The sequence below is a fragment of the Pedobacter sp. MC2016-05 genome (assembly GCF_026239735.1).
Taxonomy (GTDB): Bacteria; Bacteroidota; Bacteroidia; order Sphingobacteriales; family Sphingobacteriaceae; genus Pedobacter.
This window is the reverse complement of record NZ_JAPIVT010000004.1, coordinates 97,222-109,603: the sequence shown is the minus strand read 5'-3', so window position 1 is coordinate 109,603 and position 12,382 is coordinate 97,222. Positions and strand designations below refer to the sequence as shown.

At 37.6% G+C, this 12,382-nt stretch carries 12 protein-coding genes; 10 read left to right on the top strand and 2 right to left on the bottom strand.

Going from position 1 to position 12,382, the window contains the following annotated elements:
• The first annotated feature begins 2 nt into the window (after nt 1-2).
• The 10 genes from OQZ33_RS07690 to OQZ33_RS07645 all read left to right on the top strand — a co-directional run bounded on the left by OQZ33_RS07690 (nt 3) and on the right by OQZ33_RS07645 (nt 9,282).
• Nucleotides 3-188 carry a type II toxin-antitoxin system Phd/YefM family antitoxin gene (locus tag OQZ33_RS07690; RefSeq protein WP_265798474.1) on the top strand — a complete coding sequence of 62 codons (186 nt, stop codon included), beginning with the start codon at nt 3-5 and terminating at the stop codon, nt 186-188.
• An 82-nt stretch (nt 189-270) separates the two neighbouring features.
• Nucleotides 271-546, top strand: a complete 276-nt coding sequence (locus tag OQZ33_RS07685; RefSeq protein WP_265798473.1) for a Txe/YoeB family addiction module toxin — start codon at nt 271-273, stop codon at nt 544-546.
• Between the two features lie 135 nt (nt 547-681).
• Nucleotides 682-1,125, top strand: a complete 444-nt coding sequence (locus tag OQZ33_RS07680; RefSeq protein ID WP_265798472.1) for an SPOR domain-containing protein — start codon at nt 682-684, stop codon at nt 1,123-1,125.
• Nucleotides 1,112-2,296, top strand: a complete 1,185-nt coding sequence (locus OQZ33_RS07675; protein ID WP_265798471.1) for a M20 metallopeptidase family protein — start codon at nt 1,112-1,114, stop codon at nt 2,294-2,296. The genes OQZ33_RS07680 and OQZ33_RS07675 overlap by 14 nt, the downstream gene beginning before the upstream one ends.
• Before the next feature lie 58 nt (nt 2,297-2,354).
• A complete protein-coding gene (locus OQZ33_RS07670; protein ID WP_265798470.1) occupies nt 2,355-3,293 on the top strand; it encodes a hypothetical protein in 939 nt (312 codons plus the stop codon).
• A 57-nt stretch (nt 3,294-3,350) separates the two neighbouring features.
• Nucleotides 3,351-4,919, top strand: a complete 1,569-nt coding sequence (locus OQZ33_RS07665) for a serine hydrolase (RefSeq protein WP_265798469.1) — start codon at nt 3,351-3,353, stop codon at nt 4,917-4,919.
• A 26-nt stretch (nt 4,920-4,945) separates the two neighbouring features.
• Nucleotides 4,946-5,605, top strand: coding sequence for an SGNH/GDSL hydrolase family protein (locus OQZ33_RS07660; RefSeq protein ID WP_265798468.1), 660 nt, complete (start codon nt 4,946-4,948; stop codon nt 5,603-5,605).
• Nucleotides 5,606-5,758: 153 nt separating this feature from the next.
• Complete coding sequence (gene dnaG / locus OQZ33_RS07655; protein WP_265798467.1) at nt 5,759-7,747, top strand: DNA primase; 1,989 nt, start codon at nt 5,759-5,761, stop codon at nt 7,745-7,747.
• A gap of 112 nt (nt 7,748-7,859) precedes the next feature.
• Nucleotides 7,860-8,102: a YraN family protein gene (locus tag OQZ33_RS07650; protein ID WP_265798466.1), complete on the top strand. Its 243-nt coding sequence runs from the start codon at nt 7,860-7,862 to the stop codon at nt 8,100-8,102.
• Between the two features lie 97 nt (nt 8,103-8,199).
• Entirely contained in the window at nt 8,200-9,282 is a 1,083-nt protein-coding gene (locus OQZ33_RS07645) for a glutaminyl-peptide cyclotransferase (protein ID WP_265798465.1), read from the top strand.
• A gap of 318 nt (nt 9,283-9,600) precedes the next feature.
• On the opposite strand, the gene OQZ33_RS07640 is transcribed toward OQZ33_RS07645, so the two are convergent.
• Both OQZ33_RS07640 and OQZ33_RS07635 read right to left on the bottom strand, forming a co-directional pair.
• Nucleotides 9,601-10,140 (bottom strand): DUF4251 domain-containing protein, encoded by a 540-nt coding sequence (locus OQZ33_RS07640; RefSeq protein ID WP_265798464.1) that lies wholly within the window; start codon nt 10,138-10,140, stop codon nt 9,601-9,603.
• Nucleotides 10,141-10,288: 148 nt separating this feature from the next.
• Nucleotides 10,289-12,370 (bottom strand): insulinase family protein, encoded by a 2,082-nt coding sequence (locus OQZ33_RS07635; protein ID WP_265798463.1) that lies wholly within the window; start codon nt 12,368-12,370, stop codon nt 10,289-10,291.
• Nucleotides 12,371-12,382 lie beyond the last annotated feature (12 nt).

The window sequence follows — 12,382 nt, the reverse complement described above, 5'->3', positions numbered from 1 at the left end:
TTATGAAAGCTGTAACAATTTCTTCACTGAGGAATAACATGAAGAGCTATTTTGATGAGGCGTGTTCAACAGAAGATATTTTAATTGTCCCTCGCAATAATAACGAGGATGAAGCTGTAGTTGTAATTTCTATTAAGGAATATAATGCACTGACCAGAAACGGCACATTTAATGTCGACAGAGGCTAATCGTAAACGATTAGAAAGTTCGATTGAAAGCGTGAAACAAGGTAATGTGAGACACTTTATACTTGATGACGAAGTATAATATATGAACATTGTATTTACAGAAGAAGGATGGGAAGACTTTGAGTTTTGGAGAGATAATGATATTGAAGCTGAGAAAAAAATTAGGTATTTGCTTAAAGACATCAAAAGAACTCCATTTCATGGCTTAGGTAAACCGGAGCCTTTGAAACATAATTTAAAGGGGTTTTGGTCTCGGCGTATTACCAGTGAACATCATTTAGTATATCAGGTTTCGGGTACTAAAGGTAAAGATCAACAATGTGCCGTAATTCAATGTCGGTTTCATTATAATAAATAAGTAACATTTTTCTAATTGTAGACAGTTACGAAGAATAAAACTACCATTTGCACAACCCATAAAGAATGCCGATTTTTGCGAAGAATTCGGCATTCTTGTTTTTAAACAATTCTAGAATGTCATGGTTAATTACAAATGAAGATAATACTCACGCTAATACTAAGCTTATTTCTGTTTTCAGCATCTTTTGCTCAGCGAGGCGAAGTAACTGTTGTAAAAGATCCACTCATTGATAGTTTGATCGCAAAGCGTTCTGAAGTTTATAAAACGACCGGTGAAGTGAAAATAGGAAAGCCAATTGTTTCTTCTTATGGCTATCGGGTGCAAATATTTTATGGTTCAGATAGGAGAGAAGTGTTTAATCAACAGGCCAGATTTAAAAGTCTCTACCCGAAATTTAATACTTACCTTATTTACAAGGAGCCTAATTATTATATTAGAGTGGGCGATTTTAGAACACGTTTAGAAGCACAACGTTTGATGAATGAAATCCGACCAGCTTTCCCAACATTGTTTATTTTTAGGGAAAAAATTAATGCTCCACAATTAGATACGACTATCACTGATGATCAAAAATAAAGTCCAAGAACTTGCTGCCGCAATTTTTAACGATGTGGTAGGTTACCGTCAACATATTCACGCCAATCCTGAATTATCTTATCAAGAGTTCGAAACTTCAAAATTTGTTAAAGATAAGCTATCGGCTTGGGGAATCGAATTTAGCGATTGCGCAAACACAGGCGTTGTAGGTTTAATTAAAGGAAATTTACCATCAGATAAGGTGATTGCCTTACGTGCTGATATGGACGCCTTGCCAATTCTGGAAGCGAACGATAAACCATACGCGTCTAAAAATCCGGGCGTAATGCATGCCTGTGGTCACGATGTACACACCTCTTCACTTTTAGGTTCAGCTTATATCTTAAATCAATTGAAAGATGAATTTGGCGGGACTATCAAATTAATTTTCCAACCAGCAGAAGAGCTGTTACCAGGTGGTGCAAGTATCATGATTAAGGAAGGCGTTCTGGAAAATCCGAGGCCAAATTACATTGTTGGTCAGCATGTGATGCCTTTAATAGAATCAGGAAAGGTTGGTTTTCGTTCAGGTATTTATATGGCGTCAACCGATGAATTGTATGTAACCGTAACCGGAAAAGGTGGTCACGGTGCACAGCCGCACCAAAATATCGATCCGGTTTTAATTGCCTCACACATCATTATTGCCTTACAGCAAATCGTTTCCCGTAATGCCGATCCGCGTTTGCCATCGGTTTTGTCGTTCGGTAAAGTAACAGCAAATGGCGCAACCAACATTATTCCGAACGAGGTTAAAATTGAAGGTACTTTTAGAACTTTGGATGAAAATTGGAGAGCAGAGGCTCATAAACGCATGAAAAAAATGGCCGAAGGTATTGCCGAAGCCATGGGGGGAAGTTGTGATTTTGATATTCACAAGGGCTATCCTTTCCTTATCAATGAGGAAAAATTAACGGCTAATGCCAGATCATTTGCTGAGGAATTTTTAGGTAAAGAGAATGTAATTGATTTAGACATTTGGATGGCTGCTGAAGATTTTTCTTTCTACTCTCAGGTAACAGATGCTTGTTTTTACCGTTTAGGTACTGGTAACGCAGCAAAAGATACGCAATATTCTGTGCATACGCCAAAGTTTGATATCGATGAGGATGCACTTAAAATTTCTACTGGTTTAATGGCTTATATCGCCCTAAAGCAGCTCGGGAATTAATTGATGTAGTGGAACAATCAAGATCTCGCTTACATCACCATATTATATATCATTATACATGAAATTATTTTTGATTACCATTTTATCCGCTTTCATCTTCAGTGGTTTTGCTCAAGAAATTCCTCGTTTTAATCCCGATACGATTAAAACAATTACTTTAGATTCTGTAGTGAATATTAAAGCGGAGCGGTTAAACATCGAAACTTTCATCAATAAAGTGGTAAACGATACATCTTTTTATCAATCATTTAGAGACATGAAGCGCTACAGCTTCATAGCTGAAAACAGAATCTTCAGCTATAACAAGAAAAACAAAGTTGATGGAAAAATTTATCGGAAGATAAAGCATAACAATGCCGGCCAGTATAAAATGGAATATCTGGTGAAAGAAGAAAGTGGTAATCTTTATAAGAAAAACGGTAAGTATCAACTATATACGGTAGAAATGTTCGATTACATTTTTATGAATGCCTATAACACCGATTTTGTGCCCAATGCACCAGCCGCTAACGGAAAAGGTGGTACCAACGAGAGCTACAAAAATAAGTTAAAAACGCTAATCTTCAATCCCGGTCGGCCGGTAAAAGTGCCATTTATCGGCAGTAAAACAGAGATTTTTTCGGCAAATATGCGCCAATATTATAATTATGCTTTTACTAGTGGAACTTATTTGGATTCCATTCCTGTTTATCGCTTTAAAGTTTCTGTCAAGCCAGATATCTCCAGTTGGACAAAAGATGGCATCATGATCAAAGAACTGGTTACCATTTTTGATAAACGAAATTTCAATATTCTGGGGCGTTATGTTGATATGAAATATGGCAACATGCTGTTTGATTTTGATGTTCAAATGAATATTGAAATGGGTTATTTCGGCGATGATAAACTACCTACCAAGATTACGTATCAGGGCAATTGGGACTACCCTTTCAAAAAAGAAGAGCGGGCAAGCTTCCTCATTGTTCATAAAGATTACAAACTCGAAAAGGATAAGTAGGCGAAAAATGCTCCTGAAAGAATGATTATCTTTAAGCGATATTTAAACCCACCCTCCATGCGATTATCCTTTCAAAAAACTTTTATACAGGCGAGTTTTCTACTGATCCTTTGCAGTACAAATCTGTCTGCTCAGGTACTTACATCTAAACAAATCGACAGTGTTGCAGAAAAAACCTTAACTGCTTTAAATGTTCCTGGTATTGCTGTAGCAGTATTAAAAGATGGAAAGGTAATCCACGCCAAAGGTTATGGTGTTCGGTCTTTAAAAAATAAATTGAAGGTTGATGAAAATACCCTGTTCGGTATTGCCTCGAACACCAAAGCATTTACAGCAGCAGCCTTAGCCATGCTGATAGATGAAAAGAAAATTACCTGGGACACGAAAGTAACCGACATAATTCCTGAGTTTAAACTATACGATGCATACGTTACTTCTGAGTTTACCATCAGTGATTTACTTTCGCATAGAAGTGGATTAGGTCTAGGTGCTGGTGATTTAATGATTTGGCCTGATTCTTCAACGGTTTCGAAAAAACAAATCATTCATAATTTAAGGTATCTCAAACCTGTTTCTAGTTTCCGTACCAAATGGGATTACGATAACTTACTTTACATCGTGGCCGGCGAAGTAATCGAACGGATTTCTGGAATGAAATATGAAGATTTTATTGAGCAAAAAATTGCGCAACCATTAGGCATGAATAGTACTGCCCTTTCTTTTAATCGATTAAAAGACAAAACAAATATCATTGATGCCCATGCGCCTGTCAATGGGAAATTGTCGGTCATCCCGAAAGATTTCTCTGAGAATAGCAATGCCGCTGGTGGAATGAACTCGAGCGTAGCAGATTTAAGCAAATGGGCAATTACGCAATTAAACGGGGGTAAGTATGGCGAGAAGTTAGACAAAACCTTATTTAGCAGAGCTTCGCAGAACAGAATGTGGACCTTGCACAGCATCATCCCTGCTGGAAAAGGCGATTATAACACGCATTTCTTTGGTTATGGACTAGGTTGGTTTTTGAGTGATGAAAAAGGTTATATGGTTGCTGAGCATACCGGTGGTCTGGCTGGAATGGTAAGTGAAGTAACTTTAATACCAGATTTGAAATTGGGTATAATCGTGCTGACGAATCAACAATCTGGCGGCGCTTTTACTGCAATTACTGAAGCCATTAAGGATGGCTATTTCGGTATCAAAGGTAAAGACAGAGTTAAAGAGGTAACCGATAGTGAGAAAGAAGATAAGGAAGATGCTAAAAAAGTGACTGATAAAATTTGGGCTGATATCGCTTCTGCTCAAAAAGACGGTACTAATAAACCAGATTTAAAAAATTATTTGGGTGAATACAACGATGTGTGGTTTGGTCTAGTTACCATTAGCAATGTAAATGGAAAAATGCATTTCCAGGCAAAAAACTCCCTAAAGTTAACCGGCGATATGGTGTATTACAAAGGCAATACTTTTATTGTTAAATGGTACGATAGAAGTATGGATGCGGATGCATTTGTTAACTTTTCGCTTGATACCGAAGGAAAACCTACAGGCTTTAAAATGGAGGCAATTTCTCCATTAACCGATTTTAGCTTCGATTTTCAGGATCTGGACCTTAAAAAAAATTGATCAAAAATAATCAAACCTATATTTCAATGAAAAATTTATTCAGAACAGGCATTTTACTAAGCTTTTGCCTAATTGCATTAACTTCAATGACATTTAAACCAAAACACATTATCTTCTTTGGAGACTCTATCACGCAGCAGGGCGTTTCGAAAAATGGCTATGTTACCTTAATAAAGAAAGCTTTAGATTCTACTAAGTATGCTGTTACAGGAGCTGGTATTGGTGGCAACAAGGTATACGATTTGTATCTACGCTTGGAAGATGATGTATTAAATAAAAAACCAGATCTGGTAGTCATTTATGTAGGGATTAATGATGTTTGGCACAAACAATCATCACATACCGGAACTGATTATGATAAATATTTTAAGTTTTATCAAGCTTTGATTAGTAAAATTCAGGGTGTTGGTAGTAAGGTGATTCTTGTTACACCATCTGTTGTGGGAGAAAAAAAAGATGGAACCAATGAGCTTGATGCAGACTTAAATAAGTATGCCGAAGGGATAAGACAGCTGGCTGCAAAAAACAATTTACCAGTTTGCGATTTGAGAAAAATTTTCACAGCCTACGAAGCGAAAAACAATCCGGAAGACAAAGAGAAAGGCATTTTAACTACAGATCGTGTTCATTTAAATGAAGTTGGGAATAAATTAGTGGCTGAACAGTTATTGCCTTTGGTGAGGTAGGTTATAAGTTATAGGTCTGGATGTCTATAGAAATTTTTGAATGTTATAAGCTATAGGTCTGTATGCCTATTAATATTTTGAATATGTTAAAAGTTGTAGGTTATAAGTGAAGTCGGCAGACGTAAAACTTATTACTTAAAACGTAGAACTAAAATGATAAACCGCGAAACGATAGATAAGATAATGGATACCGCCCGAATTGAGGAGGTAGTAGGGGATTTTGTGCACTTAAAAAAACGCGGAACTAGTTTAATTGGCAATTGCCCATTCCATGGCGAAAAAACCCCTTCTTTCCACGTTTCGGTAACCAAGGGGATTTACAAATGCTTTGGATGCGGAAAAGGAGGCGATTCTGTTCGTTTCATTATGGATCACGAGAAATATTCGTATCCTGAAGCGCTTAAGTTTTTAGCCACTAAATACAATATTGAAGTTGAGGAAACTGAACTCACGCCACAAGATGCGGAGGCACAAAGCGCCAAAGAAAGTTTGTACATCGTATCTCAATTTGCATCAGCATTTTTTGTAAAACAACTTTGGGAAACAGATGAAGGGAAAGGAATTGGACTCAGCTATTTTAAGGAGCGTGGTTTTCGGGAAGATATCCTTAAGAAATTTGAAGTAGGTTATTCGCCTGATGTTTGGGATGCCCTAACTCAAAGCGCTACCAATGCAGGCCATAAATTGGAATTTTTAGAGTCTACCGGATTATCTATCAAGAACGATAATGGGAAAATTTACGACCGCTTTCGTGGCCGCGTGATGTTTCCTATCCATGGTTTTACGGGCAGGGTAATTGGCTTCGGCGGTAGAACCCTCAAAACCGATAAAAACGTACCCAAATATGTAAATTCTCCCGAAAGCGAAATTTATCATAAATCGAATGTTCTTTATGGCTTGTTCCATGCGAAGAAGGCAATTCGGGATTTGGATAACTGTTATCTGGCCGAAGGATATGCCGATGTGCTTTCTGTACATCAGGCAGGTATAGAAAATGTTGTCGCTTCTTCCGGAACCTCTTTAACCGTAGAACAGATTAAACTTATCGGTCGTTTTACGCAAAATATTACCATTTTATTTGATGGTGATGCCGCCGGGATAAAGGCTTCATTACGTGGATTGGATATGATTCTGGAAGAGGGATTAAACGTAAAGATCGTTTCGTTTCCCGATGGTCATGATCCGGATTCTTATATGCACCATGTAGGGGCAGGCGCTTTCAAGACTTATTTAGAGCAAAATCGCAAAGATTTTATCCTTTACAAGGCCAATGTTTTATTGAAGGATGCTGGTGATGATCCGATAAAGAGGGCTGGAATTATCCGCGATATTGTAGAAAGTATTGCGAAAATCCCTGACCCAATTAAGGCGTCGGTTTTTGTTCGCGAATCGAGCAGCCTGCTTGAAATTGAAGAAAAGATTTTGATGAGCGAGTTGAATAAAATGCGCTCAAACAAAGTGAAGAAAAATTTCGAAAGTAATCAAAGAGCTCAAGGTAATTTTTCAAACAATAATAGTAATCCTTATTCTTCTGGTCCGCCCGAACCGTTAGGGCCGCCAGACGATTTGTGGGATGACAATGCTGGCCCAGATAGCCAACAAGCCGCTTCGGCAACAGATGAGATTCAGGAGAAGGAAATAGTACGCTTGTTGTTAACTTACGGGCATGAATTTGTAAATTGGGACAAGATCGATGACATGTATATCGGTTCGTTTATTATGCAAAACCTGGCAGATGTCGACTTTGAAAATTCACTTTGTAAAAGGATCATCGAGCATTATAAAACAGAGATTGACAATGGAAGATTACCAACGGCAAATCATTTTATAAAACATGAAGATCGTGACCTGGCGGATTTAGCCATAACGCTTTCTACATCAGAATATGCCTTAAGTGAAAACTGGCTTAATAAGCACCTGATTTACGTTAAAGATGAAAGTATGAACCTCAAAGCAACCATTTTAGGAGGTATTTTTCATCTGAAGAAAAGAAAGGTTGATAAGATTTTGACCAATTTGTTAAAAGAAATTAAAGACGAAAACGATGCGGATAACCAAATGATTTTAATGCAGCGTTACGGTGTAATTAAAGGAGTGGAACGGGAAATATCTAAGTTTTTAGGTTCAGTAATTGTGAAATAGGATCAGAATTAACAAGATTTAGGGATTTTTAGATCAGGGCCGTTTATTCATTTCTTCATACAGGTATCATTCACTCCTTCAAAAATCGATCATTCAATAATTCATCAAAAGGGTGATTCATAACGCTTTAGGGGGAGAGAGTGAAAATATTGCAAAACAATATTTAGAGGGTAAAAATTACGAAGTGCTGGACGAGAACTGGACGCATGGCAAAGCGGAGATAGATTTAATAGTGTATAAAGATGGAGTCATGGTTTTCGTGGAGGTAAAAGCCCGAACATCTGTTGCTTTTGGTCAGGCGGAGGAGTTTGTACATAATGCAAAGCAGAAACAGATGGAACTAGCCGCAACTTAATACATAGAAATCGTGAATCATCAAAATGATATTCGTTTTGATATAATTGCGACTACCTTTACAAAAAATAAAAGTTATAACCTAAATCATATTGAAGATGCTTTTTGCCCTGAAGACTAACCAAATCAAAAATTTACTTTTCATCACAATCATCGTTGCATTTGTCAGCTCATGCAAGGATGATAAACCAGGGGCTTATAGGAGCTTCTTATCGCCGATGATCGGCTTAAATGTTCCTGTTGGAAATGAATTTGAAGTTAAAGTTCAATTTGGAAAGGATAAGAGCGTAGATTCTGTTGTCTATTTAATTGATACGGCTAAAGTTATTGCCAAAACAGACACTTTGTCTATTAAGCTAAAAACAGCAGGATTGAAGTTAGGAAGCCATATTTTAACTGCCAAAATTTACGAAGGTACAGAGGCTGAAGAGCTAACGACCAATATTAATGTGCTGGCTGCCCAGGCACCATTGGAATATACTTACAAAGTAATCAAAACGCTTCCGCACGATACTACTTCCTACGTGGAAGGTTTAGAATATCATGATGGCTTTTTTTACGAAAGCGCTGGCGATTACGGCCATTCGAGTCTGCGTAAAGTAGAACCATCAACAGGGAAAATAGTTCAGTCAACACCGGTTGATAAACAATATTTTGCAGAAGGAATCACGGTTATTGGTGATAAAATCATTCAACTTACCTACCGTGAAAAAGTGGGTTTTGTTTACGACAAAGCTACCATGAAAAAACTTTCAGAATTTTCCTACACTACCGGAAGAGAGGGTTGGGGTTTGGCTTTCGACGGAGAAAAGGTGCTCAACACAGATGGTTCAAATACGATTTTCTTTTTGGATAAAGATAAGTACAACCGCATCGGTTCTATTGATGTTTATGACAATAAAGGGCCAATTCAAAATCTTAATGAGTTAGAAGTTATCGATGGGAAAATCTACGCCAATGTTTACACCACAAACGATATTTTGATCATCAACCCGGATAATGGTGCTGTTGAAGCACGTATCAATTTGGCGGGGATTTTTTCTGCAGATAATTTCAAGACTGAAGACGAAAAGGCAAATAACGTGCTGAACGGAATTGCCTATGATAAAGCAACAAAAAGCCTGTTTGTAACGGGTAAAAAATGGCCCCATATTTATCAGATTCAGTTGGTAAAGAAATAGCATAATTCCTCTATGGTCGGTATCTCCACCGACCATAAATAACCCTCATCCTACATTGATGTTTTTAATTTTCGAACTTTACAATTGCTTCAATCAATTTTTCATGGATTGAAGCAATCTCTTTTGTTGCATTATTTTTTTAAAGGAGAGTGCTTCGTGCCTCGCAATGACGACCGTTCTTAACGTCATTTATATTGATTTTATCAAATAAATTAACCTTCAGCTTGACTGAGGATCTAAATCGGATTTATTATGCATTGCTTTAAAATTAACGCCTACGCGAGAATGAGGATACAGGATTAGACTTCCACACCTGATTTATAAATTTTTATCTTTCTTCTTCGATTCTTGCAATACACCGTTAAAGGTAATCGGTTGCCTATTGTTTCCAGAAGCAACCAAAGTAGCGTATCCACTTGTAGAAACATTTAACGTAAACCTATAATTTTCCCTTTTAACATCCTTCGTATTTATTTGAACAGTATAGGCGCCTTTTTTACTCACAGTTTGCCTGTAAGTAAAATCTTTTGAAGTAAACTTTATTCCACCTTCATTCGGGTTATATGGCGCACTAAATGCTCTCCCATAAAATGGCAAGTAAGCAATAATGCTATCCTTGGTTACTGTGAAGTCGTAGTTGCTTCCTGATAAATTGATGTAAGACCCACTTGGATTTCCGGGCATTCTTTCCAAGACTCTCGAAACATCCATATTAGCCATCGGGATGGCAGAATTAGCCACAAATGTATAGTTCTGCTCTTTAATTATTTTTTCTGTGGTTTCTTTATCTGTTTGTGCGAGTAATGATAATGATGAGCTCACCAAAACCAAGCTCAGTATTAATCTAAATTGTTTCATAACCTGTGTGTTTTAAAGTATAACAAATTAAAGATGTGCAAGTTTCAAACATTCCATAAATGATATTATGAAAAAGCAAAGAATGGCTTCAAAAGTAAAAAGCCGTTACATTTTAAATGCAACGGCTTTCTATCTTCAAAATAACTCGTTAATTAAATTCTTCTGCTTTTAGTGGCGGATTCACTTTAATTTCTTTAATTATAATGGCAAACTCTTGTGAGCCTTGTGGAGTTTGGACGCTTTGCGTCAATGAATGAGGAAATAATAGGTCTCCTACTTTCTTGTAATCAGCATACTCTGTCGATTGACTAATTTCTACAGTGCCCTTTGTTACCGTTTTCTCATCTTTCAAAAGCAAGCCAGTCTTGACATCATAATATTCAGTTTTCTTTTTGCCAGATGGTGAAGTAATTTCTAATTTATAAGCGTCGGCTGTTCCCACTTTTGCTGTTCCGGCCGATTCAACTTTCCAGCCATCAGTAGCATAGTACAACTGACTTACCAAGCCTTTTTCCTCTTTCTTGTCTGTCAGGTCATCTCCAGTTAATTCTTTCTTTTGCCCCATTTGCGTGGCATATCCAGTTGTCCCATTGAAAACTTGTTTCATTGCAGTTTGTCCCATCATAGATATTTCCATGCTATTTGCGTTCGGCGCCATGTTTTTCATGGTTACAGTTAACTTGTTGCCTTGCATGTCCATTTCACCATTTTGTTGTAACGACGTGATCTTTTTAATCGCTGCTTCTCCGCCTATTGCTGTAATGTAACTTGCTATAACATCTTTAGCACCCTTTGTAGTGGCTGTGCTAGTAGTAGCGGCAGCTGTAACAGGCATTGCGTAACTATCAAATTGATTGACCGCAAAACCAGCTTTCTTTAAGCCCGGTATAAAAGCTTCCGTTTTGCCAACAATTACTACACGGGTATTATCATGATTGTAATATTTTTTGGCAACTCTTAAAATGTCGTCAGCTGTTACCGCATTTAATTTTTGTAAGTAAGTACGGTAAAAATCTTTAGGTAAATTATTAATTAAAATACTACTAGCGAAGCCAGCAATACGGGCAGGGTTTTCAAGACCCAGCGCAAAGCTACCATTGTAAAGATTTTTTGCATTTTGCAGCTCCTCCGCAGATACCTTTGCCGTACGGATGGTATTTATCTCTTTCAAAAATTCAACTACGGCACTATCAACTTTTTCGTTTCTAACGGCGGCGTTAGCGGAAAATTTTGACTGAAATCTTCCGGCACTTGTGCTAGAATAGGCGCCATAAGTAAATCCATGTTTTTCACGTAGATTCATAAATAATCTGGATTCCGAACCTCCACCTAAGATTTGATTAGCCAATAAAAGTGGAAAGTAATCAGGATTGCTCATAGGTAAATCGATTAAATTTACCACCGTAATTTCAGATTGTACCGCGTTACTTACATTAATTACATCAACTTCAGTTTTAGCAGGATTGCTCACTTTTGCTAATGTAGGTAAAGTTAATTTTGCGCCTTTCCAATCGCCGAATGCTTTTTCTGCAAGCGCTTTTGCCATTTCTGGTTTAATATCTCCGACAAAAGTTAAATAACCTCTAGATGGAGTAATGTATTTTGCATAAGCGTTCTTTACATCAGCCAAAGTTAAACCGTTGATAGATGCTTCCGTCTCAAATTCTCCATTAGGATGATTTTTTCCATAAGCCAGGGCATTTACCACACGTGAAGATATTGCTTTGGCATTTTTTTCATTTGATTTCAATCCCGTAATCGTTTGAGATTTTATCTTTTCAAAAGAAGCTTCAGGGAATGCTGGCTTTCTGATACTTTCTGCCATTAAAGCGAAAGCTTGAGGAAAATAGCGGGTTAAAGCTGATGCCGAACCCCCAGATGCATTAGCAGCAACATCGGCACCTAATTGATCTACCGCCTCATCGAATTGTGCCTTGGTTTTGGCGGTTGTTCCTTCATTTAACATGCTGCCCATTAAGCCCACCACGCCAGCCTTAGTGCCTTCGGTAATCGGACCAGCATCGATACTATAGCTTGCTGAGATTTTAGGTAACTTATGATTTTCTACCACTAAAACAGTGATGCCGTTGGCCAGTTTATAAATTACCGGATCGCCGATAGTTATTACAGGCGCCGGACCAGGTTTTGGTTTTTGACTGCGATTTATAGTTTGTGCCGAAATACCTTGAGCCAATAAGGAAATTGCAGCTATGATGAATATTTTTTTCATGATTTTAAATAA